This is a genomic window from Pseudomonas sp. EYE_354 (assembly GCF_023148575.1).
Classification (GTDB): Bacteria; Pseudomonadota; Gammaproteobacteria; order Pseudomonadales; family Pseudomonadaceae; genus Aquipseudomonas.
Map to the genome: position 1 here is coordinate 92,231 of NZ_JAHXNQ010000012.1, position 25,119 is coordinate 117,349.

Sequence of the window (25,119 nt, forward strand, 5' to 3'; positions counted from 1 at the left end):
ATTTGGTCACGGAATGCGTTTAAAAAATGCGCAAAAAAAATGGCGCCCCTGGGGGCACCATTCTTTCGGACCAACAGCGGCGTGTTACTTGCGCTTCATCGACAGGAAGAACTCGTCGTTGGTCTTGGTGGTTTTCAGCTTGTCGATCAGGAACTCGATGGCAGCAACTTCGTCCATCGGGTGCAGCAGCTTGCGCAGGATCCACATGCGCTGCAGTTCGTCGTCGGCTGTCAGCAACTCTTCGCGGCGGGTGCCGGAACGGTTGATATTGATCGCCGGGAACACGCGTTTTTCCGCGATACGACGGTCCAACGGCAGTTCCATGTTGCCGGTACCCTTGAACTCTTCGTAGATCACTTCGTCCATCTTCGAGCCGGTTTCAACCAGCGCGGTGGCGATAATGGTCAGCGAGCCGCCTTCTTCGATGTTCCGCGCAGCGCCGAAGAAACGTTTCGGTTTCTCCAGGGCGTGGGCATCGACACCACCGGTCAATACCTTGCCGGAGCTCGGGATCACGGTGTTGTAGGCACGGGCCAGACGAGTGATGGAGTCGAGCAGGATCACCACGTCCTTCTTGTGTTCGACCAGGCGCTTGGCCTTCTCGATCACCATTTCGGCAACCTGCACGTGGCGAGTTGGCGGCTCATCGAACGTCGAGGCAACCACTTCGCCGCGCACGGTGCGCTGCATTTCGGTTACTTCTTCCGGACGCTCATCGATCAACAATACGATCAAATGAACTTCAGGGTTATTGCGTGCGATGTTCGCTGCGATGTTCTGCAGCATGATGGTCTTGCCGGCTTTCGGCGGCGCAACGATCAAGCCACGCTGGCCTTTGCCGATCGGCGCGCACAGGTCGATGACACGACCGGTCAAGTCTTCGGTGGAACCGTTACCGGCTTCCATCTTCATGCGCACGGTCGGGAACAGCGGGGTCAGGTTCTCGAAGAGAATCTTGTTTTTCGCGTTTTCCGGACGATCGAAGTTGATCGTGTCGACCTTGAGCAGGGCGAAATAACGCTCGCCTTCCTTCGGAGGACGGATCTTGCCAACGATGGTGTCACCGGTGCGCAAGTTGAAGCGACGGATCTGGCTCGGCGAGACGTAGATATCGTCTGGGCCTGCGAGATAGGAAGCGTCTGCGGAGCGGAGGAAGCCGAAGCCGTCCTGGAGAATCTCCAGCACGCCATCACCGGAGATTTCCTCGCCGCTTTTCGCGTGCTTTTTGAGCAGGGAGAAAATCACGTCCTGCTTGCGCGAACGGGCCATATTTTCTATGCCCATTTCTTCGGCCAATTGGAGCAGGTCGGTAATCGGCTTTTGCTTGAGTTCAGTCAGATTCATATAGGAATGACGTAATCATTTATGGAGGGGGGAAATTAAGCTTTTGGCTTAATGAGGCCGCGCCGCAGAGAAGGCGACAGGATCGCTTACTAATCGAAAAGGAGTGCGTCGGCGACGGCTTGCAGGGGGCAGTGGAGAAACCAGTGCGGGGCCGAATGTACCACCTGAGTTTCGGAGCGTCTAGCCCTGTTTCACGAAAAAGCCCCGCGATTTTGCGGGGCTTTTTTGGCGACGCTTAGATGTTGGCGTCGAGGAAAGCTTGCAGCTGGGACTTGGACAGCGCACCGACTTTAGTCGCTTCGACGTTGCCGTTCTTGAACAGCATCAACGTAGGAATACCACGCACGCCATGCTTGGCCGGAGTTTCCTGATTGTCGTCGATGTTCAGTTTGGCAATGGTCAACTTGCCTTCATAAGTGGTTGCAATGTCGTCCAGGACCGGAGCGATCATTTTGCAAGGGCCACACCATTCAGCCCAGTAGTCAACCAGCACCGGGCCGGCAGCCTTGAGTACTTCGGCCTCAAAGGTCGCGTCGGTGACGTGCTTGATAAGATCGTTGCTCATGGATGTCTCCGGATTGTAAGCAAAAAAAACGTTGCCCATCATAGCCGCCCTTCCCCCGTTCAGGAAGCCGCCTCTGATTGAGTCTTGCTATGGTGGTGCATGAGTTTGGATATGGCCCCACTCAGGGTGACACGGGCGTCACGAACGCGATGCCAGTACGCAACGCTGCATTACGTACATGTTCCTGCATGGTTTTCTGAGCGGCGGCACTGGCGCGCCGGGCCAGCGCCCGCAGAATTTTGCGATGTTCCTGCCAGGTTTCCATGGCTCGCTCCGGCCGGATGAACGGTAGTTTCTGGCTTTCCAGAAATACCTCGGCACTGGCACTCAGGATGCTCACCATCGCTTGATTGCCACTGGCCAACAGGATGCGCCGGTGAAATTCGAAGTCCAGCCGGGCGGCCGCTTCGAAGTCGCCGGCCTTGAGCACCTTGCGCATCGCCTCGACGTTGTCTTCAAGGCTGTCCAGCGCATCAATCGTCAACGTCACCGCCGCCAACCCCGCCGCAAATCCTTCAAGCGCATAGCGCAATTGGAAGATATCCAACGGCGTGGCCTGCGCGGCGAAGGGCCAGGCAAACCCTGGCGGCTCTTGCGCCGCCTGCACAAACACTCCTTTGCCCGGCTGCACACTGACCACACCCAAGGCGCTCAACGACGATAACGCTTCGCGCAACGATGCCCGGCTCACGCCCAACTGAACCGCCAGGTCGCGCTGGGACGGCAAGGCGTCGCCCGGCCCGAAGCCCTGCTCCTTGATCAGTTTACGGATGGCCTGCAGGGCCGCTTCCGGTACCGCTTGGGCGATGGAATTCATAAAAACTCAAGTTTCCAGACAACTGAGCGGCTAGTTGTAAAGCTATTCAAGGCCGACGGCAAGCCACGCCCCAAAGGGGCTCGCCGGGTTTTAGCGGCGCTCGAAAAGGGTGCGAAAAACCTAAGCACTGTTCAGACCAGTAAGACCACTGCACCTCAACAAACTCCAGCGCTACGGACGATTTCGAGCATGCTGGCATGGGCTGTGCAATCACCTCCGGCAGTCGAACTCAGAAAATTCCTTCGCCCTTCGGAGAGTTGCCATGACCAAGCGCTACAGCGCCCTGCTCACTGCCCTGTTTGCCAGCCTGATGCTGAGCCAGGCACCCGCCCAGGCTAACGGTCTGGACGATATCGTCGCCCGTGGCACCCTCAAGGTCGCCGTGCCCCAGGACTTTCCACCATTCGGCTCGGTCGGCCCCGACATGAAGCCTCGCGGTCTGGACATCGACACCGCCAAGCTGCTGGCCGACCAACTCAAGGTCAAGCTGGAGCTCACGCCGGTCAACAGCACCAACCGCATTCCATTCCTCACCACCGGCAAGGTCGACCTGGTGATTTCCAGCCTGGGCAAAAATCCGGAGCGGGAAAAAGTCATCGACTTCTCCAAGGCCTATGCGCCGTTTTACCTCGCCGTGTTCGGCCCACCTGACGCCGCCATCAGCAGCACCGACGACCTCAAAGGCAAGACCATCAGCGTGACCCGCGGCGCCATTGAAGACATCGAGCTGACCGCTGTGGCGCCCAAGGAAGCCACGATCAAGCGCTTTGAAGACAACAACTCAACCATCGCCGCCTACCTGGCAGGCCAGGTCGACCTGATCGCCAGCGGCAACGTGGTGATGGTGGCGATCAGCGAACGCAACCCGAAACGCGTACCGGCGCTGAAAGTGAAACTCAAAGACTCGCCGGTGTACGTAGGCGTGAACAAAAACGAGCCGGCGTTGCTGGACAAGGTCAACCAGATCCTGGTCGCGGCCAAGGCCGATGGCAGCCTGGAAAAGAACGCGATGCAATGGCTCAAAGAGCCGCTGCCCGCCGACCTTTGATACGACGGAGCTGACTCATGGCGTATCAATTTGACTTTGTACCCGTGCTGGCCAATACCGACCTGCTGCTGCGCGGCGCGCTGTTCACCCTTGAGCTGACAGCCATCGGCGCGATCCTTGGGGTGGCGTTGGGTACCGTCGGGGCGGTGGTGCGCGCGTGGAAGATCCAGCCGTTCGCCTGGTTCTTCGGCGTGTATGTCGAGTTGATCCGCAACACGCCGTTCCTGGTGCAACTGTTTTTCATCTTCTTCGGCCTGCCGTCCCTGGGGCTGAAGATCACCGAGTGGCAGGCCGCCGTATTGGCGATGGTGATCAACCTGGGGGCCTACTCCACGGAGATTATCCGCGCCGGTATCCAGGCCATCCCACGCGGGCAACTGGAAGCCGCCGCCGCGCTGGCGATGACACGTTTCGAGGCGTTCCGCCACGTGGTGCTGCTGCCGGCGCTGGGCAAGGTGTGGCCGGCTCTGAGCAGCCAGATCATCATCGTGATGCTCGGTTCGGCGGTGTGTTCGCAGATCGCCACGGAAGAGCTGAGCTTTGCCGCCAACTTCATTCAATCGCGTAATTTCCGTGCGTTTGAAACCTACGCCCTGACCACTCTGGTGTACCTGTGCATGGCGCTGATGATTCGCCAGTTGCTCAATTGGATCGGCCGGCGTTTTGTGATGAGGAACAGCCGATGAGTGATTTTTCGTTCTGGGACATCGTGCGCAACCTGCTGACAGGGCTGCAATGGACCTTGTTGTTGTCGCTGGTGGCCTTTATCGGCGGCGGTGTGATCGGCTTGCTGGTGATGACCCTGCGCATCAGCAAGAAAGCCTTCGCGCGCAATGTTGCACGCACCTATATCGAGCTGTTCCAGGGCACGCCGCTGTTGATGCAGTTGTTTCTGGTGTTCTTCGGCGTCGCACTGCTGGGGGTAGACATTTCGCCCTGGCTGGCAGCGGCGATTGCCCTGACATTGTTTACCAGCGCCTACCTCGCCGAAATCTGGCGTGGCTGCGTCGACTCCATCGCCCACGGGCAGTGGGAAGCGTCGGCCAGCCTGGCGCTGAACCCACTGGAGCAACTGCGCTATGTGATCCTGCCACAGGCCCTGCGGATTGCCGTCGCGCCAACGGTGGGGTTCTCGGTGCAAGTGGTCAAAGGCACTGCGGTGACTTCGATTATCGGCTTTACCGAACTGACCAAGACCGGCGGCATGCTCGCCAATGCGACCTTCGAGCCCTTTATGGTCTACGGCCTGGTGGCCCTCGGTTACTTCCTGCTCTGCTACCCCTTGTCCCTCAGTGCGCGCTACCTGGAAAGGAGACTGCATGCCTCTGCTTAGAATTTCCGCCCTGCATAAGTATTACGGCGATCACCACGTGCTCAAGGGCATCGACCTCACCGTAGAAGAAGGCCAGGTGGTGGCGATCATCGGCCGCAGCGGCTCGGGTAAATCCACCCTGCTGCGAACGCTCAATGGCCTGGAATCGATCAACGATGGCGTGATCGAAGTCGACGGCGAATACCTCGACGCCGCTCGCGCCGATCTGCGCAGCCTGCGGCAGAAAGTCGGCATGGTGTTCCAGCAATTCAACCTGTTCCCGCACCTGACCGTGGGCGAAAACGTCATGCTCGCGCCGCAGGTGGTGCAGAAGGTGCCTAAGGCGAAGGCTGCGCAACTGGCAAGACAAATGCTGGAGCGCGTGGGGCTGGGGGAAAAATTCGACGCATTCCCGGATCGCTTGTCCGGCGGCCAGCAGCAACGCGTCGCCATTGCCCGGGCCCTGGCGATGTCGCCTAAAGTGCTGCTGTGCGATGAAATCACCTCGGCCCTGGACCCGGAACTGGTCAATGAAGTGCTCAGCGTGGTGCGCCAACTGGCCAAAGACGGCATGACTCTGATCATGGTGACCCACGAAATGCGCTTTGCCCGGGAGGTCGGCGACAAGCTGGTGTTCATGCACCAGGGTAAGGTGCATGAGGTGGGCGATCCCAAGGTGCTGTTCGCCAACCCTAAAACCCCGGAGCTGGCCAACTTCATTGGCTCAGTGGAACAGCCGAACTGACCCACTCGAAACTGCCCTGCCCCTCCAGCAACGTCAGGCTGCGTACCTGCATGGCGCTGAAGGGCAGTTCAACGTCGATGTCGACCTGAGCCGACAATCGTCGGCCCGGCACCTGCGCCAGTAAGGCTTTGCCTGGCAGCAACTGCCCACTGGTCGTCTCACCTGGCGCGTGCGCTACAGCCCATTGCACCGCACGTCCATCCACCAGGGCATGTCTGAGACGCACACGAAAACGCCCCTCACGCCCAAAACGAAAACTCTGTCCATCGGCTGGCGTCCCGTTAAAGCGCACCCCTATTGCCGAGGGCTGCGCGCACTGGATATTCAAGTGCAACGTTCGCGTGCCGGGCGCAACCGTGGATCGTTCATCGGCGTGCTCCGGGCGAATGATGCCGTACTCGACCTGAGGCTGGCTGATCGACAACCGACAGTTCTCAGCCCTTGCTTCATGCCCCGTCACGCCGAGCCAGAGCAACAGGCCAAGGTAGATTGGCTTAGAGGGCACGGCACACCGCCGATGTCGTTTCATAGAGGTTGTCATTGTCCGGCTCGGTTTGGGGTTCAAGACGCAAAAGGCAGGTGGATGTATCCGGCAACGTCACCCGCAGGTTTTGTGGCCCCTGCACGTCACTGAGGTAGATCATCCCATCGCCCACGACACTGGTCAGGAAGCGTTTGTCTTCGCCGAATACGGGGGCGCCCTGGGTCAACGGTTTGCCTGTCGCGTCACTGGCCTGCAGCAGCACGCGGCGCACCTTCAACACCTCGAAGTTCACCGCACTAAAGGAACCACGGCCGGCCGTGAGCACCTGGGTGCCGTTTTTCAGATCGACACGCTTGGGCAGCGAGCGCGTCTGCACCTCAACCCGGCCAGGGGTGTAGGCCGGTAGTCCCGCGATCACGGCCTGTCCTCGGAAGTCGGTCCACACCGGCCCCTGGGGTGTATCGATCCTGGCCGATCCGATATCGCCCACCGACACAATGCCGAAGGTGTCCTGCACGGCGTAGGGCGAGAAGGTCACGCCCCCTCCATGGGCGACCACGCCCCCACGCAATTGCCCGGAGTAACTGGAGTTCTGCGCATCTCGACTGACACCCAGACCGACCTGGGCGTAGCGCGGCGTCACGTTTAACTGGCCACGGATAGATTGCTCACGGGCAGTGATATCCCGCTCGGCACCCACCTCGTAGTTCACAGACTCATTGACCCGCTCGCTGAACGCCGCTCCGGCATTGAACTGGCGTCCTCGACGGCTGAGGTAACTGTTCATGCGACGATCGCCTCCCAGGGGCACGCTGACCTGCAAGCGCAGGGAAAGCTCGCTGTCCAACGTAGCGTCGCGCCGACTGCCCAAAGGCATCGGGCCCTGGCGCGCACGTTTACCACCCACCTGCGAGTCCGCGATCAGCGCCACATCCACGCCATGCAACGTCTTGTTCCATGAAGCAAAAACATGCTCCACCGAGTGCCCATCAAATTGAGCGCTACGGCTGTAGCCTAAAGAAAAGCCACCCAGTGAGGGGTCAACCCACGTCATGCCAGCCGTGTACTGGTTTTTGAAGCGAGAATCCAGGTTATCGGCCGTGGATGACCTTCCTGCCTCAAGCACCTCGCGGTAACCCCGGCTCTGGGTGGTGGCACTCAGGTTGACGTCAATGCCGGCATAGACCGGGCTGCTCACCGACAACGTGCTGCGCGTGCCGGACACCGCATTACGGCTATCGCGGGAGATGTTATGTCGAGCCCCCACGGACAACCGCTCAAAGACCACACTGTCCAGGCTGGCACCGGCAGCTCCATACGCCTCGCCGCGCAGCAGCCCCACCCCAACGGATGACTGGCGCCCCACACCCCAAGTAGCACTGCCCATGGCGATCATCGGTGCCGATTGTTCATCGAATGACGTTTCGCGCAGCTTGCCCACCGATGCGTAAAAGCCCGGCGTTACCGGCGCCGCCCCATGGAACGAGGCCGCCGGTACAACAAAGCTGCGCCTGGCACCGCGCACGTCGATCACACTCACCTGCAGGTCACTGGTGCCATTGAGCAACGGCAAACCGGTCAACCTGAACGGTCCTTCGGGAACCAATGTGCTGTGAATCAAGACGCCGGATTGGCGCACCTCGATGCGCGACTGGCTCGGGGCCACCCCTTCGACCACTACATTGTTGCTGCCGGCCGGGGCGCGCGACACGCCGTCGGGAGAAAGCTGGACACCCGCGAACTGCACGCCACCGAACAACGGGTTATTGCTGGACAACTGCCCCGCCTGGAACGTTGACTGCAACGCGGCGATGTCCCTCTGGGCATAGGCATACAGGTGTTCGGTACGTGTCTCACCGTTGTCGGACACATACAACTGGCGGCTGCGCACTATCCAGTCCCCCAGGTTGAATCCCGCCTCGGTATAAGCCGACAGGAACCGGCTGGAGCCACTTTGCGAATGGCTGTCAAAACCCAACACGTCATAGTTGAACAGCGCCGCCGAGCCTCCCCTGGCAAAGCTGCCCCCGTCCCATTCGGGCTCGCGCAAGGACTGGGTGGGCACCACCAGCGTCACTTCGTCGGAGCCAGGACGCAATCGCACCATCGTCGTGGGGAAGGCTCCCAGGAAGTCATGACAGGCCTGGCCCGGCGTCGCACCTTCAGTGAGCCGCCCGGCGGGCTTCACCAGCCCGGCTTTGGCAAGCAGTCCCGGGGTAAAGCACAACTGGCCGTTAGAGTCGAACCGCGCATCCACCAATCCCAGCGGGTTGCCATTGACCCGCAGCCCCACCACCTGGACACCTTCGCGAAAACGCGCAGCACTGCGAAAGTAGTCGGCGACCTTCGGGTCAATGCCATGGGTTGTCAGGGCCGCCACGTCAAACCCTTCGCCCAGCTCCAGCGCAGGCACAGGCCCTGGCAACCCCCACAACGTCGCAAGCCCGACTAACAGCGTAGGTCGGCACGTTGATGAATTGCGCGGGGATGGCTGTCGGGTTCTCTGCATGAACCGCTTACCCCCCACTGGCTTCAACCGAGGCACGGAAGATGTCGGTCGAAAATCCGTAAACCGTCGCCGGTTGTATCTCGACTGCAGACACCCCCTCCAAGCGGCCTTCGACCGTTGCCGTCAGGGTTTCCCCCGGTAATAGATAGGTACGCGGCAACAAGGCCACGCCCTGTGTGGGAAGCAACTGCACCTCGGAGGCCAGGCGGACCACATACGCGCTGTCGTTATGTACGCTCAGACGGTCACCGTTGCGTGCCCATTTGAGCAATTCCCATGGCGAGTTATGCCGAGGTAAGCCTTTGGGGTGCAGGATCAACGGCAGGTTTTGCCGCAGCGTGATACCAATGGTCGCACCGTCCGCGGCACGGGCCTGAGGGATTCCCTCAAAGGAAACACGCTTCAATCGCTGGGTTTTGAGTGGCGCCTTCAAAGTGCTGATGAACCGGACCAGCTGGACGTCGCCCGCCTCTACACGGCTGATGGGCGGTGTGACAATAAGCAGCGGCTCGGTATCTTCAGGCACGTCCTCTACTACAGAGTAAAGAAGCGCCGGCCCCGCATCGGTATTTTCTACATTAATGGTGGCTTCGCCCTGTTCCTCATAAAGAATAACCAGCGTGGTGTCCGGACGCATACCGTCCGCCACTGCCATAGTTGAAAAACAGAGACACATACTTGCACTTGATAACAGCGCCTTACTTATCTTTAAAAAAGCACGCACTTCGTTTCCCCGCTCGTATAAAACCGACCACACACGCTCAAACACCCACGTAAAAACAGCCGACAAGAAGTGAAGGGTTTCGTTATCGGCTGTGTTCCGTGGTTTATAGGTAACTCAATACCAACGTGGCGCGCCCATCCATGGCGATGTCGCGGCTCAAGTCCAGATCCTGCGCTTTGTTGATCACGGCTTTCACGGCGATGGTGCCCGTCATCTGGCTGATCGATGCAGGCGAAAAAGACGAGCCGGAACGCCAGGAATATTGGCTCGGTGTCTGCGCGACTTTTCCATCGCTGCTCTGCCAGGTACCCGCACCCACTCGTGTGATGGGATGAAGCACCGTCCCCACAGACCGCAGGTCCCTGAGGGTCACCGAGTAACCACCGGTTCGCTTGGTACCCACGCTGCCCAGCCCGTAGTTCTGCGCTTCGGTATAGCCTGCACCGAGAATGCCGTACACCTTGCTGCCGGACTGCAGGTCGCTGAAACTCAGGCCGAACTTGGCGGGGGTGTTGCCGCAATTGATCGCCACTGAGGTGACGCGCTCCTCGCGCGGATTGAATGCGGTTTGCGACAGCTCGGAGGACCGTATGACGCCATAATCGATAATGCCGCTGCCGGTCAGGCTGAGGTTGCAGGACGCGGGCGTGATCGTCCCTCTCACCACCAATTGGGCACTGGTGGAGGCCTGGGCACCCACCACTGCAGCCAGGCACACAACTCCGAGAGTCAACCCTACAATTTTTTTCATATTTGACCTGTGACTGAAAGTTATCCGGCGTATTTATTTTTACCTTGGCGTGACACGCCATAAATAAGTACCACCACGGCAGAATTGCCGGATCACAGTCTGACGTTTCACGAGCCCATTAAAAAATAAGACAACCTTTCAATGCATGTGAGAGCCATTAGAAACAAACGTCGGCCAAACTTATTAACCCAGTAGTCCCAAACACAAAAACAACTAAACCATAAACCCCAAGCCTGTGGGGATAATCTTAGCGAGCCTTAAAACTGCAATAAGTTAAACTTTCCTACTCATGCCTGTACGGACTCAACGGTGTCCCGAAAAGACAACCTACAGTTTCCGCAATAACGCCCTACAGCCAGGCTCAGAAAAATTCCCGTAGCGCTACGCGTTGGCGTCAGCGGTCGATCGTGGCACGATGGTCAGGTTATCGACCGAGACCCCCAAACCATGCCGCAAACCCAAGCCAAGAATCTGTCCCTGATCGCCGCCATAGACCTGGGCTCCAACAGCTTTCACATGGTCGTGGCCAAGGCCCAGAACGGTGAGATCCGCATCCTTGAGCGGCTCGGCGAGAAAGTGCAGTTGGCAGCCGGGATAGACGACGCGCGCCAGCTCAATGAAGAGTCCATGCAGCGCGGGCTCGATTGCCTTAAACGTTTTGCCCAACTGATCAATGGCATGCCACTGGGTGCCGTGCGGATTGTGGGCACCAACGCCTTGCGCGAGGCGCGTAACCGCGGCGAATTCATCCGCCGCGCCGAGGAGATCCTCGGGCACCCGGTAGAAGTCATCTCCGGCCGAGAAGAAGCGCGCCTGATCTATCTGGGCGTGTCCCATACCCTGGCCGATACCCCCGGTAAACGCCTGGTGGCGGACATCGGCGGCGGCAGCACCGAGTTCATCATCGGCCAACGCTTCGAACCGCTGCTGCGTGAAAGCCTGCAGATGGGCTGCGTCAGTTATACCCAGCGTTACTTCAAGGACGGCAAGATCACCCCGGCCCGCTACGCCCAGGCCTACACCGCGGCGCGCCTGGAAATCATGAGCATCGAGCACGCCCTGCACCGCCTGACCTGGGATGAAGCCATCGGCTCGTCCGGTACCATCCGTGCCATCGGCCTGGCCCTCAAGGCGGGCGGCCACGGTACCGGGGAGGTCAATGCCGAAGGCCTGGCGTGGCTCAAGCGCAAGTTGTTCAAGCTGGGCGATGCCGAGAAAATCGACTTCGACGGCATCAAACCCGACCGTCGCACCATTTTCCCGGCGGGCCTGGCGATTCTGGAGGCGATCTTCGACGCCTTGGAACTCAAACGCATGGACCACTGCGATGGCGCGCTGCGTGAAGGTGTGCTCTACGACCTGCTGGGCCGTCATCACCATGAAGACGTGCGCGAACGCACCCTCACCTCGTTGATGGAGCGTTATCACGTCGACCTGGAGCAAGCGGCGCGCGTAGAGCGCAAAGCCCTGCATGCCTTCGACCAAGTGGCCGAAGACTGGGACCTGCAAGACGGTGTATGGCGTGAGCTGCTGGGCTGGGCCGCGAAGGTGCATGAAGTGGGTCTGGATATCGCCCACTACCATTACCACAAGCACGGCGCCTACCTGATCGAGCACTCCGACCTGGCCGGCTTCTCCCGGGAGGACCAGCAGATGCTCGCGCTGCTCGTGCGCGGCCATCGGCGCAATATCCCCAAGGACAAATTCGCTGAATTCGGCGATGACGGCATCAAGCTGATCCGCCTGTGCGCCCTGCTGCGCTTTGCGATCCTGTTCCACCATATTCGTGGTACCCAGGAAATGCCCCAGGTCAAACTGCGCGCCGATGGCGACAGCCTGGAAGTGATGTTCCCCAAAGGCTGGCTGGATGAAAACCAGCTGACCCAGGCGGATTTCGGCCAGGAAGCGGAGTGGCTGACACGGGTGGGGTTCACACTGAACGTGCGCTAAAAAACCAGGACGTGCGGGCGGGCGTGTTGTGGCGAGGGCGGGCCGCTGCGCAGCCCGGCGCGGGCAAGCCCGCACACCACAACGGCTTCACTCACCATCGGGGTGCACGGGCACGCCACACAGACAAGCCGGCCAAAACACTGGAGCCCGCTTCAGTTCACCGACAGAATCGGGCTACCCAGCTTCTCCAGCAACGTCGCTTGGGCGCTGCGTGGGTTTTGGTTGCCGGTCGGCGTATTGCGCACGTAACGGCCGTCCGACTGCAGACTCCAGCTGTGGGTGTTATCGGTGAGATAACTTTCCAGCTCTTTCTTGACCCGCATGATCAGCTTCTTGCCCTCGACCGGGAAGCACGTCTCCACGCGTTTATCGAGGTTTCGCTCCATCCAGTCGGCACTGGAGAGGAACATCTGCTCTTCGCCGCCGTTGAGGAAGTAGAACACCCGCGTGTGCTCCAGGAAGCGGCCAATGATCGAGCGCACGTGGATATTGTGCGACACGCCGACGATGCCAGGACGCAGGCAGCACATGCCCCGCACCACCAGATCGATACGCACACCGGACTGACTGGCCTTGTACAGCGCGCGGATGATCTTCGGATCGGTCAACGAGTTGAACTTGGCAATGATGTGCGCCGGTTTGCCGTCCAGGGCGAACTGCGTCTCGCGGGCAATCATGTCGAGCATGCCCTTCTTGAGGGTGAACGGTGCGTGCAGCAGCTTCTTCATGCGCAACGTCTTGCCCATGCCGATCAACTGGCTGAACAGCTTGCCAACGTCTTCACACAAGGCGTCGTCCGAGGTCAGCAGGCTGTAGTCGGTGTAGAGCTTGGCGTTGCCGGCGTGGTAGTTACCGGTGCCCAAGTGGGCGTAGCGCACGATCTCACCGGCTTCGCGGCGCAGAATCAGCATCATCTTGGCGTGGGTCTTGAAGCCGACCACGCCGTAGATCACCACCGCACCGGCCGCTTGCAGGCGGCTGGCCAGTTGCAGGTTGGATTCTTCGTCGAACCGCGCACGCAACTCGATCACCGCGGTGACTTCCTTGCCGTTGCGCGCGGCGTCCACCAGGGCGTCAACGATTTCCGAGTTGGCACCGGAGCGGTACAGGGTCTGGCGCACGGCCAACACATGCGGGTCTTTGGCGGCCTGGCGCAGCAGGTCAACCACCGGGGTGAAGGACTCGAACGGGTGCAGCAACAGGATGTCCTGCTTGCTGACCACGCTGAAAATGTTCTCGCTGTTTTGCAGCAGTTTCGGAATCTGCGGGGTGAACGGCTTGTATTGCAGCTCCGGATGGCTGTCCAGGCCAGTGATGCTGAACAGGCGCGTCAGGTTTACCGGACCGTTGACCTGATACAGCTCGGTCTCGCCCAGATTGAACTGCTTGAGCAGATAGTCCGACAGATGCTTCGGACAGGTGTCGGCCACTTCCAGTCGCACCGCATCACCGTAGCGCCGCGAGAACAGCTCACCGCGCAGGGCACGCGCCAAGTCTTCGACATCTTCGGAATCCAGCGCCAGGTCGGCGTTTCGGGTCAGGCGGAACTGGTAGCAGCCCTTGACCTTCATGCCTTGGAACAGGTCATCGGCATGGGCGTGGATCATCGACGACAGGAACACATAATTGTCGCCAGCGCCTCCCACCTCTTCCGGTACCTTGATGATCCGTGGCAACAGGCGCGGCGCAGGGATGATCGCCAGGCCCGAATCGCGACCGAAGGCGTCAATGCCCTCAAGCTCAACGATGAAGTTAAGGCTTTTGTTCACCAGCAACGGGAACGGGTGCGTCGGATCAAGGCCGATCGGCGTGATGATCGGCGCGATCTCGTCACGGAAGTAACGGCGCACCCAGGTCTTGATCTTGGTGGTCCAATGACGGCGACGGATGAAGCGGACCTGATGTTTTTCCAGTTCCGGCAGCAGGATGTCGTTGAGAATCGCGTATTGGCGATCAACGTGACCGTGCACCAGCTCACTGATTCGCGCCAGGGCCTGGTGCGGCTGCAGGCCGTCGGCGCCGGCCTGTTCACGGGCGAAGGTAATCTGCTTCTTGAGGCCGGCCACGCGGATCTCGAAGAATTCGTCCAGGTTGCTGGAGAAGATCAGCAGGAACTTCAGGCGTTCGAGCAGCGGATAGGACTCATCCAGCGCCTGCTCCAGCACGCGAATGTTGAATTGCAGTTGGGACAGCTCGCGGTGGATGTACAGGCTGCTGTCATCCAGGTTGGTAATCACCGCGACGGGGGCCGGCGCAGGCGCTTCGGCCACCACCACAGGCGGAGCCGGCTCAAGCTCCGGCGGGGTCTCGGCGACTTGTTCAACCACCGGATGAGCGTCTTTTACTGCCACTTCGGAGAGTCCTTCGGTATTCATCGAGTGTTCCTGTGAGGGCTATTGTTGCTCTCTAAGCAATTGGGCGGCGCGGGCGGCAAAATAAGTCAGAATGCCATCAGCCCCCGCACGTTTAAAGGCCGTCAGGGATTCCAGAATCACCCCTTCACTCAACCATCCATTCTGTATTGCAGCCATGTGCATGGCGTATTCGCCGCTGACCTGATAGACAAAGGTCGGCACCTTGAATTCATCTTTGACCCGCCACAGGATGTCCAGGTACGGCATCCCCGGCTTGACCATGACCATGTCAGCGCCTTCAGCCAGGTCGGCTGCCACTTCGTGCAGGGCTTCCTGGCTGTTGGCCGGGTCCATCTGGTACGAGGCCTTGTTGGCCTTGCCCAGGTTCAGGGCCGAGCCCACCGCATCACGGAACGGGCCGTAATAGGCGCTGGCGTACTTGGCCGAATAGGCCATGATCCGCACATTGACGTGGCCGGCCACTTCCAGGGCTTCGCGAATCGCCTGGATGCGGCCGTCCATCATGTCCGAAGGTGCCACCACCTGGGCGCCCGCAGCGGCGTGGGACAAGGCCTGTTTGACCAGTGCGTCGACGGTGATGTCGTTCTGAACATAGCCGTCTTCGTCGAGGATGCCATCCTGGCCGTGGGTGGTGAACGGGTCCAGCGCCACGTCGGTGATCACCCCAAGCTCCGGGAAACGCTCGCGCAGCGCGCGGGTGGCGCGCTGGGCAATGCCTTGCGGGTTCCACGCTTCGGCCGCATCCAGGGACTTGAGTTCAGACGGCGTGACCGGGAACAGGGCCAGCGCTGGAATCCCCAGTTCGACCCAGCCCGCCGCTTCTTCAAGCAGCAAATCAATGGTCAAACGCTCGACCCCCGGCATTGACGCAACCGCTTCACGCCGATTTTCACCGTCCAGCACGAATACCGGCAGAATCAGATCGTTCGTCGTCAGTACGTTTTCACGAACCAGACGGCGAGAAAAATCATCACGGCGGTTGCGACGCAGACGGGTGGCGGGAAACAGGCGATTGGCTGGGGTAAAGCTCACGACAGACTCCTGAGCCCGGGTTTACGGGCGAGCGTTGCAGTTATAAGCGGTCATTATGACGAAAGAATGACAGTTGTGTTTATCGATGCGACCTGTAGTCGCATTCGTCGTTTCTGTAGGAAATGTTCACTTCGTGACACATCTCGATACTTTCATGAATGTTCACGAAGGCGTAGGCTGCGCGTTCATTTCGCCAGCACCCAGACCATGCTTCAACAATTTCTGCATGACTTCGGCTACTTTGCCCTCTTCCTGGGCACCTTCTTCGAAGGCGAAACCATCTTGGTTCTCGCAGGCTTCTTGGCGTTCCGTGGTTACATGGATATCAACCTGGTGGTGGTCGTTGCCTTCTTCGGCAGCTACGCCGGCGACCAGCTTTGGTACTACATGGGGCGCAAGCACGGGCGCAAGCTATTGGCGCGCAAGCCGCGCTGGCAGTTGATGGGCGACAAGGCCCTGGAACATATCCGCAAACACCCGGATATCTGGGTGCTGAGCTTCCGCTTCGTCTATGGACTGCGCACCGTGATGCCGGTGGCGATCGGCCTGTCCGGCTATCCGCCGATGCGCTACCTGATTCTCAACGGTATCGGCGCCGCGGTCTGGGCGGCGGCACTGGGCGCTGCGGCCTACCATTTCGGCGCCGTGCTGGAAGGCATGCTTGGCAGCGTCAAGAAGTACGAACTGTGGGTGCTGGGCGCGTTGCTGCTGCTGGGCTTCGGCCTGTGGCTGCGCCGCCGCTTCAAGAATGCGCGTATCGCACGCCAGGCCTGTGCCGATGCCAAGGCCCAGCTCGCGGCCGAGCAGGCCGCGGTCCAAGCGCCTAAGACACCCGTCGAGTAAACCGGCTTCTACAGCTGTAGAGGCCGATCAGGCTGAGCAGGCTGTAACTCAGCAGGGCCAGCCAGCCCACATGGCTGGCCGGCCACAGCCCAACCAGCGGCGCCAGCCACACCAGCGGCACATTCAGCGCCAGGCGTGTCAGCTCGGCTTTCAGCGCCCATGGCCGGTTCTCCAGGGCCACGCCCAAGGTAAACAACCCCAGCGCCATCACGCTCCAGCCCACCACCAGCGCTGCGGTGGGCAACCCCTCGCCAGCATTCATCAAATAACTGCCAAACCCCACATACACGGCAAACTGCAGCGCGATATACACCTGTTGGCGCGCCTCCAGCGGCACGTCAAATTTGCGGAACTGGCTCAAGTCCGGCTTGGCCTGCGGGTACCGTTCCCTCACGTCCGCCGGGCGCCAGCCGGTGCGCATGAACCAGATGCGCAACTTGTCCCACCAGCGTTCGGTGCGCCGCGCATCACTCCACAGCTGCGCATAAAACTGCAGGTTGGCCCACAGCGGGTTCCAACTGGCCAACGGGGTGGTTACCCCGAAAATCACCGGTTCGTTGTCGTCTTCTTCCTGGAAGGTTGCGAACAGCCGATCCCAAAGAATGAACACCCCGCCGTAGTTGCGATCCATGTAAAGAGCGTTCTGTGCATGGTGGGCCCGATGATTGGACGGCGTAACGAAGAACCACTCGAACCAGCCGAGCTTGGGCACGTGGCGGGTATGTACCCAGAATTGATAGAGCAGGTTGAGCGAGGCCACGCTGATAAACACCACCAGCGGTACGCCGAGCACGGCCAGGGGCAGGTAGAAGATCCAGCTCAGCAAAAAGCCGGTGCTGGTCTGGCGCAGGGCAGTGCTGAGGTTGTAGTCCTCGCTCTGGTGATGCACCGAATGCGCGGCCCACAGGATATTGCGCTCGTGGCCCATTCGATGCAGCCAGTAGTAGCAGAAGTCGTAGAGCACGAAGGCGAACACCCAGGTCCAGACACTCCGGGCAGGCAGTTCGATGACGGCCAGGTGTTTAAGGGCGAATGCGTAGGTCAGCAGCCCCACACCCTTGGTCAACAACCCAGTGGTGGTGGACAGCACGCCGGTGCTGAGGCTGTTGATGGCATCCGCGACCCGGTAGTTGCGCTGCCCGCGCCAACGATCGGCGAGCAGTTCCACCACGATCAGGGCGATGAAAAACGGTACCGCATAAGGCACGAAGTCCATGGGCTGGTCCGGTCTGTTTTTGTGACATCAAGAGTAGGTGCAGCGGTAGGAGATCCCATTGGCAACAGGTTACAAATTAGTAGACATTTAACGCCAAGACTTCAGGAGAAATGCCCATGAGCAAAAAGATTGCAGTGATCCTTTCCGGCTGCGGCGTGTACGACGGCGCAGAAATCCACGAAAGCGTGATCACCCTGCTGCGCCTGGATCAACGCGGCGCCCAGGTCCAATGCTTTGCCCCCGACATTGCGCAGTTACACGTGATCAACCACCTGACCGGCGAAGAGATGCCCGAGTCGCGCAACGTGCTGGTGGAATCGGCGCGCATTGCCCGTGGCGAGGTGAAAGACATCGCCCGGGCCAATGCCGAAGACTTTGACGCCCTGATCGTGCCTGGTGGATTTGGCGCGGCCAAGAACCTGTCGAACTTTGCCGTGGAAGGCGCCGGTTGCAGCGTCAACCCGCAGGTATTGGCGCTGGCCGAAGCCTTTGCCGAGGCGGGCAAGCCGGTGGGGCTGATCTGCATTTCACCGGCCCTGGCCGCGAAGATCTATGGTCCGGGCGTGACCTGCACCATCGGCAACTGTGCCGACACCGCCGCCGCGCTGGATAAGATGGGCGCCATTCACCAGGAAGCCACGGTTGAGGACATCGTCGAAGATACGGCGCGCAAATTGGTCAGCACGCCGGCCTACATGCTCGGCAAGAACATCGGCGAAGTTGCATCCGGGATCAACAAGCTGGTGGATCGAGTGTTAGAACTGACCCACGAAAATGACTGATCAACGGACAGAGCAATAAATTGTGGTGCGCGAGGCGAGCTCGCTCACCACGGGGCTCAGGCCGGGCGCATCAACTGGGTGAGAATGCGGTCCAGCGCGTTGGCAAATGCCTGTTTGTCCTTCTCCCCATGGGGCGGTGGACCACCGCCCATCTGGCGCTGTTCGCGCAGGTCGGTAAACAGGTTACGCACCGCCAGACGCTCACTCATATTTGCGGGGCTGAATTCCTTGCCGCGAGGATCGAGGGCGGTAACGCCCTTCTTCACCAAGCGGTCGGCCAAGGGCACGTCGCTGCAGATCACCAGCTCGCCAGGAACCGCGTGCTCCACCAGGTAATCATCCGCGGCATCCGGCCCGCTGGGCACCACAATCAGCTTCACACAGGTAAAGCTCGGCTTGATCTGGCTTTGCCCGGCCACCAGCACCACCTCGAATTGGCGCTTGAGGGCAAACTTCACCACCTGATCCTTGGCCGCCCGCGGGCAGGCGTCGGCATCGATCCATACCCGCATGGTCATGCCGCCACGCGCCGCTTTTCGGCCAGGCGACTGCGACCGTACAGCACCACAATCGCCAGGATCGCCACGGCCTGGGCGCTCAACGAATAGGCGTCGGCGTGGATGCCCAGCCAGTCAAAGTCAAAGAACGCCACCGGTCGTGTGCCGAAGATGCCCGCTTCCTGCAACGCCTTGACGCCATGCCCGGCGAACACTACCGACAGAGCGCACAACAAGGCCGCGTTGATCCCAAAGAACAACGCCAGCGGCAGCTTCGCCGAGCCCCGCAAAATCACCCAGGCCAGACCCACCAGCAGCACCAGTGCGGTGGCGCCACCGGCCAGCACCGCGTTGTGCCCGGCGGGGCCGGCCTGCAGCCACAGGGTTTCGTAGAACAGGATCACTTCGAACAGCTCGCGGTACACCGAGAAGAACGCCAGCACGGCGAAACCAAAACGCCCGCCGCCGCCCACAAGGCTGCTCTTGATGTAGTCCTGCCAAGCGGCGGCATGGCGGCGGTCGTGCATCCACACCCCCAGCCACAGCACCATCACGCTGGCGAACAGCGCGGTGCAGCCTTCAAGCAATTCGCGCTGGGCGCCGCTCACGTCAATCACGTATGCCGCCAACGCCCAGGTGGCCAAACCGGCCAACAGCGCCAGGCCCCATCCTACGTTGACGCTGCGCACCGCCGACTGCTGGCCGGTGTTACGCAGGAAGGCGAGGATCGCCGCCAGCACCAGAATCGCTTCCAGGCCCTCACGCAGCAGGATCAGCAGGCCCGAGATGTAGCTCAGCGACCAGCTCAAGCCGTCGCTGCCCAGCAAGCCGGCGGATTCTTTGAGTTTGCCCTTGGCCACGTCCAGGCGTTGTTGCACCTGCTCGATTGGCAAACCGTCCTGCAATGACTGCCGGTAGGCCATCAGGGCCTTTTCGGTGTCTTTGCGCACGTTGGCGTCGACGTTATCCAGCGAACTTTCCACCAGCTCGAAGCCTTCCAGATAAGCCGCCACGGACAGGTCGTAGGCTTGTTCGTGTTCGCCGTTACGGAACGCGGCGAGGCTCTTGTCCAACGTCGTCGCGGTGTAGTCGAGCAACTGCGCAGGGCCACGCTTGACCTGCGGCGGTTGCGCACGCTGGGCGCGGAAGGTTGCCGCGGCGGCGGGGCCTTCTGCGGCCAGCACTTCATTTGGGGTTTGGCGGGCCAGGTCGGCAAGGTTAAAGGACTGCTCGCTTTTCGCCGCCGTGGGGTCGGCCGTGAAACCGGCGATGTAGGTGGCCAGGTCCCAGCGCTGGCGGTCGTCCAGTTGGTCGGCGAAGGACGGCATATCGGTGCCTTCGACGCCCAGGCCCAAGGTGTTATAGATCGCGTAGAGGCTCAGGCGGTCCAGCCGTGCGGCATCGCGCAAATTGGCTGGCGGCGGCGTCAGGCCCACGCCTGCGGGGCCATCACCCGCACCGGTCGTGCCGTGGCACACCGAGCAATGCTGGGCGTAGAGCGGTGCACCCCGCGCTGGATCAGGCGTGATGGCCGGGGCCTGGCTGACCTCATACGCCACCGCCAACCTGGCACCCAATTGGCGGGCCTGGCGCGCGACGGTCGCGCCGTCCTGGCGAGCGGTGACCGCGGCCAGCAGTTCGTCGACGCCCTTGACCAACTCGGCGCGCTCAGGCTTTTGCGGCAAATCCGCCACCAGCCCCTGTAACACCCCGAGAAACTCCACCTGCTCGCGGTATTCCGAGTCATCGATAACCTTGCCCGCTTGCACCGTCGGTGGGTAATCGGCACCAATGTAGTCCAGCAAATGCAGGGCCTGCGGGGCGCCCTCGGCAGTTGCGGCCATCAGGTTGACGCTGCACGACATCATCGCCGGCAATATCAGCCAGGCGAGAAAACGGAAGGGGGCAGTCATGAATGAATCTCAAAGGGAAACAAGAAGTAACACATTGTTGAGGTTTAACGACTTTGACTCAAGGCGTAAGTGAGTTGGCGGGTTTAAAAGCGCAGAGCTTGCAGACCAGGTAATGGCACTTTTGCCAATCACATCACAGCAAAAAGCCATTGTTTAGCCAGCAACGGCGCCTATAATGCTGCGCCCTGTTAGTGCGAAAGGGAATTTCGTTCCTCGCGTTCATGAGGAATCAACATAACGGTTGACCACTTTCAGGGAAGAAGTCACATGGCATTTCGCGCCTTAACTCCGCTCGCGCTCGCAGCGGTGACGTTGCTCTCCGGCTGTTCGATGTTCCGCAGCTACGACACCGAGCTGCAAGCCACCAACCAGCAACTGGCCACCGGCAATGTCGACGCCGCCCTGACCCTGCTGGAAAAGAACAACACCGGCGAAGACAAAGACCTGCTGTATTTCTTCGAAAAGGGCGAGTTGCTGCGGGCCAAGGGCGACCTGACCGGCAGCCAGACCGCCTGGCGTAGCGCCGACCTGCAAGTCTACAAATGGGAAGAGTCGGTCAAGTTCGATAGCGCAAAGTACCTCGCCCAGTTCGGCAGCTTCCTGGCCAACGACAAGGTGCGCCGCTACGAAGGCTACGACTACGAAAAAGTCATGTTGACCACGCAGATGGCCTTGAACCTGCTGGCCTTGAATGACTTCGACGGCGCACGCACCGAGATCAAGAAGACCCATGAACGCGAGGCCGTGATCGCCGACCTGCGCGACAAGGAATACCTCAAGCGCGAGGATGAAGCCCAGCGCGAAGGCGTCACCACTCAGATGAAAGACCTGAGCGGCTACCCGGTCGAAGCCCTCAACGCGCCGGAAGTGGTTGGCCTCAAAAACAGCTACCAAAGTGCGTTCAGCCATTACCTGGCTGGCTTCGTCTACGAAGCCTTGGGCGAAAAAGACCTGGCCGCCCCCGGCTATCGCAAGGCCGCTGAGCTGCGCCCCAATACACCGTTGCTGGAAAAGGCCCTGCGGGACCTGGACAAATCCAAGGTCGGCGCCAATGAAACCGAGGTGCTGATCGTGGTGCAGAGCGGCCTGGCGCCGGCCCGCGACTCGATCCGCCTGCCGATCCCGATCCCGATCAACGGCAACCTGGTGATCACCCCGCTGTCGTTCCCGGTAATCAAGGCCGACACCTCCACCGCCAGCTTCGCCCAGATCGGCATTGACGGTCAGCAGCAGAACCTCACCGCCCTCAACAGCACCACGGCCATGTCGCGCCGCGCCCTGCGCGATGACATGCCGGGGATCATCCTGCGCACCACTGTGCGTGCGGTCACCCGTGGCGTGGCGCAGAACAACCTGAACAAAACCAACCCTATGGCCGGCCTGGTGCTGGGGATCGCCTCGGCCGTGACCGAAGGCGCCGACACCCGTACCTGGCGCACCCTGCCGGACATGACCCAAGTGACCCGCCTGCGCCTCAAGCACGGCGAGCATCAGGTCAGCCTGCCCAACGCCTTGGGCGGCACGCTGGTGACGGTCAAGGCCGACCAGCGCTACCAAGTGATCACCCTGCGCGTGGTCGGCAACCAAGTATTCACCGGCGGCCTGGCAGCCCATGTGGTGCCGAGCACCACGCCACAGGCCATCGCCACCCTCAAACAACCTTAAGGAGCGCGCTATGCGTCATTTCATCCTCGGCGCCCTGGCGCTGGTTCTGCTCGCCGGCTGTGCCACCCCGCCGCCACCGGAGCCTGGCAGTGCCGCCAGCAAAATCGTGGTGATGGGCAAGTTCAAAGGCATCGCCGTCGGCGCCATCCGCGTTGCGCGCGAGAACGGCTTCCTCACGGCCAAGGTGCAATTGAGCAACATCACCAGCAGCAACCAGACGCTGTATTACCGCTTCGCCTGGCTGGGCGCCGACGGCTTCCCGGTAGGCGACGAGGACACCTGGAAAGTGCTGAACCTGTACGCCAACCAAGCGACGTTCCTGCCGGCCATCGCCAATTTGCCGCAGGCGGCGGACTTCCGCCTTGAAGTCAAAACCCCTTGAGCCGTCCCCCACTTAAGCGCCAGAGAGATTTCCCCATGTTTGCACGCTTCTCGATCCTCGCCGTCGTCGCCGTCCTGGCCAGCGGTTGCGCCAATACCTCGCCGGTACTGGGCAGCAAGAACATTAACTACGGTGACACCAAGGCCGTGGAAACAGTGACCAACGAGTTCGGTTCCACCGACCTGCAGATGATCGCCGAAAGCATGACCCGCTCCCTGGCCCAGTCCGGCATCCTGCAAGGCCGCCCGGTGGTCCAGGTGTATGACGTGAAGAACAAGACCAGCGAGTACATCGACACCCGCGAGATCACTACCTCGATCAAAACCCAACTGATGAAGACCGGCACCGCGCGCTTCGCCAGTGACAACACCGACATGCAAAGCCAGGTCGACCAGCTCAAGCTGCAGAACCAGAGCGGCCTGTACAAGAAGTCCACCGTGAACAAGACCGGCAACATGGTCGCGGCCAAGTACCGCCTGGAAGGCTCCATCAGCTCCATCGTCAAACGCAGTTCGGACTACAAGGACGTGTTCTACAAGTTCAGCCTGCAGCTGATCGACGTCGAGAGCGGCCTGGCCGAATGGATGGACGAAAAAGAAATCCGCAAAACCACGGAGCGCTAAGCAATGCGTGCATGGATTGGCATGATCGGTCTGCTGTGCGCCTTCGGCGTGTCGGCCGCACCGAAGATCGCAGTGACCGACCTGGCCTACGAGGCGCGGGTCGAGGAATACATTCACCAGGTCTCGGCCAGCAACAATTTCCAGGCCAGCGCCTACCACGCAAGCGGTGCCTCGAACTACAGCGAGTACGAAAGCCGTACCAGCTACATCGAGCAGACCGAGCTACGCAAGTTCAGCGGTGATATCAAGGGCGAGATCCTCAAGTCACGCCAGTTCCAGCTGGTGCAGGGCACGCCCTACACCGCCGATGCAAAGGGTGACGTCTATGACGTGATCAAACGCATCAAGGCCGGCAACTTCAAGGGCGCGGACTACGTGCTGTTCGGCACGCTGTCGGACATAGACTTCACTCAGGACATCAACGCCCTGGACCACACCAACAGCTACTCGGCGGTGCTGGGCCTGACCCTGGTGGCGGATTTCAGCCTGATCAACACGCGCACCTTCGAAATCACCTCGGCGTTTACCGCCATGGGCGAAGGCCAGGACACGAAACTGGTGAACAGCCGCGACGTACGCGTGAGCCTCAATCGCCCGCGGGTGGTGAAGGAAGTGTCGAAAGCCTTGGGTGAGGACGTGGCGCGGCAGCTGGCAGAGCAGTTGGGCGGCGGCTACCAGGACCCCGGCCAGCCAATGTTGCGCAACAATCTGCCACGGGATGAAGCGCCGAAGATTCTGCGCTAGGCCGCGATTTCATTCTTCACGCAATACCAATGTGGGAGCTGGCTTGCCCGCGACAGCCTCGTCGCAGGCACGCCAGCTCCCACGGTTTGATTCGTTTTGGTCCTTTACGCCGTTGCGCGATGCAAGCTGGCGAGGAAGCCCGCAGCGCCAACAAACAACCCGGCAAACGTGCGATTCACGCGTTTTTGCTGCTTCGGCGTGCGCAACAGACGCAACACCTTCGACGCCAGCCCGGTGTACCCCGCCATCACGATCATATCGACAGCGATCATGGTCGCACCCAGGATCAGGTACTGGATCAGCAGCGGCGCCTGCGGGTTCACAAACTGCGGCAGCACCGCCAGCATGAACACCAGGGCCTTGGGGTTACTGGCGTTGACCAGAAAACCACGGAACATCATCGCCATTGGCTTGCCGACCGGACGAGGGGTCGCGTCGTCGGTCATGTCCATGGGCAATGCACGCCATTGCTTGATGGCCAGGTACACCAGGTACGCCACGCCAAACCATTTGATCGCATAAAACGCGGTAGACGATGCCGCCAGAATGGCACCCAGTCCGCAGGCCACCACAGCAATCTGCATCGCCAGGCCCAGTTGCAGGCCGATGGCGTTCCAGTAGCCGCGCACGAAACCGTATTGCAGGCCGCTGGACATCGAAGCGATGGCACCGGCACCAGGGGACAGAGAGATGATCCAACTGGCCAGGAAGAAGGCCAGCCACGTATCGAGTGCCATTGCACACCTCGGAAGGGAGTTTGCTGTTGTGGCCTTAAGCTAACTCCGCCGACCGAGGGCT

At 60.5% G+C, this 25,119-nt stretch carries 24 protein-coding genes; 11 read left to right on the forward strand and 13 right to left on the reverse strand.

Annotated elements, in window-relative coordinates; all coding sequences use genetic code 11:
- Positions 1–84: 84 nt before the first annotated feature.
- The 3 genes from rho to KZX66_RS17645 form a co-directional block, all read right to left on the reverse strand.
- Positions 85–1,344 (reverse strand): transcription termination factor Rho, encoded by a 1,260-nt coding sequence (rho, locus tag KZX66_RS17635; protein WP_003176825.1) that lies wholly within the window; start codon positions 1,342–1,344, stop codon positions 85–87.
- Positions 1,345–1,579: 235 nt separating this feature from the next.
- Positions 1,580–1,909, reverse strand: a complete 330-nt coding sequence (trxA, locus tag KZX66_RS17640; RefSeq protein WP_015886460.1) for a thioredoxin TrxA — start codon at positions 1,907–1,909, stop codon at positions 1,580–1,582.
- A gap of 121 nt (positions 1,910–2,030) precedes the next feature.
- Entirely contained in the window at positions 2,031–2,726 is a 696-nt protein-coding gene (locus tag KZX66_RS17645; RefSeq protein WP_248081717.1) for an FCD domain-containing protein, read from the reverse strand.
- A 262-nt stretch (positions 2,727–2,988) separates the two neighbouring features.
- On the opposite strand from KZX66_RS17645, the gene KZX66_RS17650 reads away from it, so the two are divergent.
- From KZX66_RS17650 to KZX66_RS17665, 4 genes are read left to right on the forward strand one after another with little or no spacing between them, the layout of a single operon-like run.
- The gene (locus tag KZX66_RS17650; RefSeq protein WP_248081718.1) at positions 2,989–3,774 is read left to right on the forward strand and encodes a transporter substrate-binding domain-containing protein; all 786 of its coding nucleotides are present in this window, start codon (positions 2,989–2,991) and stop codon (positions 3,772–3,774) included.
- A 17-nt stretch (positions 3,775–3,791) separates the two neighbouring features.
- Positions 3,792–4,460, forward strand: coding sequence for an amino acid ABC transporter permease (locus tag KZX66_RS17655; protein WP_017736949.1), 669 nt, complete (start codon positions 3,792–3,794; stop codon positions 4,458–4,460).
- Positions 4,457–5,107 (forward strand): amino acid ABC transporter permease, encoded by a 651-nt coding sequence (locus KZX66_RS17660; protein ID WP_248081720.1) that lies wholly within the window; start codon positions 4,457–4,459, stop codon positions 5,105–5,107. The genes KZX66_RS17655 and KZX66_RS17660 overlap by 4 nt, the downstream gene beginning before the upstream one ends.
- A complete protein-coding gene (locus KZX66_RS17665) occupies positions 5,094–5,831 on the forward strand; it encodes an amino acid ABC transporter ATP-binding protein (RefSeq protein WP_248081722.1) in 738 nt (245 codons plus the stop codon). The genes KZX66_RS17660 and KZX66_RS17665 overlap by 14 nt, the downstream gene beginning before the upstream one ends.
- On the opposite strand, the gene KZX66_RS17670 is transcribed toward KZX66_RS17665, so the two are convergent.
- The 4 genes from KZX66_RS17670 to KZX66_RS17685 form a co-directional block, all read right to left on the reverse strand.
- Positions 5,803–6,336, reverse strand: a complete 534-nt coding sequence (locus KZX66_RS17670) for a hypothetical protein (protein ID WP_248081723.1) — start codon at positions 6,334–6,336, stop codon at positions 5,803–5,805. The genes KZX66_RS17665 and KZX66_RS17670 overlap by 29 nt on opposite strands.
- On the reverse strand, positions 6,326–8,824 hold the full coding sequence (locus KZX66_RS17675) for a fimbria/pilus outer membrane usher protein (protein ID WP_248081724.1): 2,499 nt from the start codon (positions 8,822–8,824) through the stop codon (positions 6,326–6,328). The genes KZX66_RS17670 and KZX66_RS17675 overlap by 11 nt, the downstream gene beginning before the upstream one ends.
- A 7-nt stretch (positions 8,825–8,831) precedes the next feature.
- On the reverse strand, positions 8,832–9,530 hold the full coding sequence (locus KZX66_RS17680; protein ID WP_348983822.1) for a fimbria/pilus chaperone family protein: 699 nt from the start codon (positions 9,528–9,530) through the stop codon (positions 8,832–8,834).
- Positions 9,531–9,651: 121 nt separating this feature from the next.
- The gene (locus tag KZX66_RS17685) at positions 9,652–10,299 is read right to left on the reverse strand and encodes a DUF1120 domain-containing protein (protein WP_248081725.1); all 648 of its coding nucleotides are present in this window, start codon (positions 10,297–10,299) and stop codon (positions 9,652–9,654) included.
- A gap of 447 nt (positions 10,300–10,746) precedes the next feature.
- Between KZX66_RS17685 and ppx the strand changes: the two genes are divergently transcribed.
- Positions 10,747–12,249, forward strand: coding sequence for an exopolyphosphatase (ppx, locus tag KZX66_RS17690; RefSeq protein ID WP_248081726.1), 1,503 nt, complete (start codon positions 10,747–10,749; stop codon positions 12,247–12,249).
- Positions 12,250–12,401: 152 nt separating this feature from the next.
- Here the strand turns inward: ppx and ppk1 are convergent, their stop codons facing one another.
- The gene (ppk1, locus tag KZX66_RS17695) at positions 12,402–14,624 is read right to left on the reverse strand and encodes a polyphosphate kinase 1 (RefSeq protein WP_248081727.1); all 2,223 of its coding nucleotides are present in this window, start codon (positions 14,622–14,624) and stop codon (positions 12,402–12,404) included.
- 18 nt (positions 14,625–14,642) lie between these two features.
- Positions 14,643–15,656 carry a porphobilinogen synthase gene (gene hemB / locus KZX66_RS17700; protein ID WP_248081728.1) on the reverse strand — a complete coding sequence of 338 codons (1,014 nt, stop codon included), beginning with the start codon at positions 15,654–15,656 and terminating at the stop codon, positions 14,643–14,645.
- A gap of 207 nt (positions 15,657–15,863) precedes the next feature.
- Between hemB and KZX66_RS17705 the strand changes: the two genes are divergently transcribed.
- Complete coding sequence (locus KZX66_RS17705; protein ID WP_248081730.1) at positions 15,864–16,499, forward strand: DedA family protein; 636 nt, start codon at positions 15,864–15,866, stop codon at positions 16,497–16,499.
- On the opposite strand, the gene KZX66_RS17710 is transcribed toward KZX66_RS17705, so the two are convergent.
- Positions 16,480–17,715, reverse strand: coding sequence for a sterol desaturase family protein (locus KZX66_RS17710; protein ID WP_248081732.1), 1,236 nt, complete (start codon positions 17,713–17,715; stop codon positions 16,480–16,482). The genes KZX66_RS17705 and KZX66_RS17710 overlap by 20 nt on opposite strands.
- A 116-nt stretch (positions 17,716–17,831) precedes the next feature.
- Here KZX66_RS17710 and elbB point away from each other — a divergent pair, with 116 nt between their 5' ends.
- Positions 17,832–18,497, forward strand: a complete 666-nt coding sequence (elbB, locus tag KZX66_RS17715) for an isoprenoid biosynthesis glyoxalase ElbB (protein WP_248081734.1) — start codon at positions 17,832–17,834, stop codon at positions 18,495–18,497.
- 56 nt (positions 18,498–18,553) lie between these two features.
- Here the strand turns inward: elbB and KZX66_RS17720 are convergent, their stop codons facing one another.
- Both KZX66_RS17720 and KZX66_RS17725 read right to left on the reverse strand, forming a co-directional pair.
- Positions 18,554–19,009 carry a YaiI/YqxD family protein gene (locus tag KZX66_RS17720; RefSeq protein WP_248081736.1) on the reverse strand — a complete coding sequence of 152 codons (456 nt, stop codon included), beginning with the start codon at positions 19,007–19,009 and terminating at the stop codon, positions 18,554–18,556.
- A 2-nt stretch (positions 19,010–19,011) separates the two neighbouring features.
- On the reverse strand, positions 19,012–20,907 hold the full coding sequence (locus KZX66_RS17725) for a cytochrome c/FTR1 family iron permease (RefSeq protein ID WP_248081738.1): 1,896 nt from the start codon (positions 20,905–20,907) through the stop codon (positions 19,012–19,014).
- Between the two features lie 267 nt (positions 20,908–21,174).
- Between KZX66_RS17725 and KZX66_RS17730 the strand changes: the two genes are divergently transcribed.
- Genes KZX66_RS17730 through KZX66_RS17745 form a run of 4 tightly spaced genes read left to right on the forward strand, consistent with a single transcriptional unit; the run spans position 21,175 to position 24,321 of the window.
- Positions 21,175–22,572 carry a hypothetical protein gene (locus KZX66_RS17730; RefSeq protein WP_248081740.1) on the forward strand — a complete coding sequence of 466 codons (1,398 nt, stop codon included), beginning with the start codon at positions 21,175–21,177 and terminating at the stop codon, positions 22,570–22,572.
- A 10-nt stretch (positions 22,573–22,582) separates the two neighbouring features.
- Positions 22,583–22,954, forward strand: coding sequence for a YcfL family protein (locus tag KZX66_RS17735; RefSeq protein WP_003176846.1), 372 nt, complete (start codon positions 22,583–22,585; stop codon positions 22,952–22,954).
- 35 nt (positions 22,955–22,989) lie between these two features.
- Positions 22,990–23,577, forward strand: coding sequence for a penicillin-binding protein activator LpoB (lpoB, locus tag KZX66_RS17740; protein ID WP_248081742.1), 588 nt, complete (start codon positions 22,990–22,992; stop codon positions 23,575–23,577).
- Between the two features lie 3 nt (positions 23,578–23,580).
- Positions 23,581–24,321, forward strand: coding sequence for a penicillin-binding protein activator LpoB (locus KZX66_RS17745; RefSeq protein WP_248081744.1), 741 nt, complete (start codon positions 23,581–23,583; stop codon positions 24,319–24,321).
- A gap of 104 nt (positions 24,322–24,425) precedes the next feature.
- Here the strand turns inward: KZX66_RS17745 and KZX66_RS17750 are convergent, their stop codons facing one another.
- Positions 24,426–25,058 (reverse strand): LysE family transporter, encoded by a 633-nt coding sequence (locus KZX66_RS17750; protein ID WP_248081746.1) that lies wholly within the window; start codon positions 25,056–25,058, stop codon positions 24,426–24,428.
- Positions 25,059–25,119 lie beyond the last annotated feature (61 nt).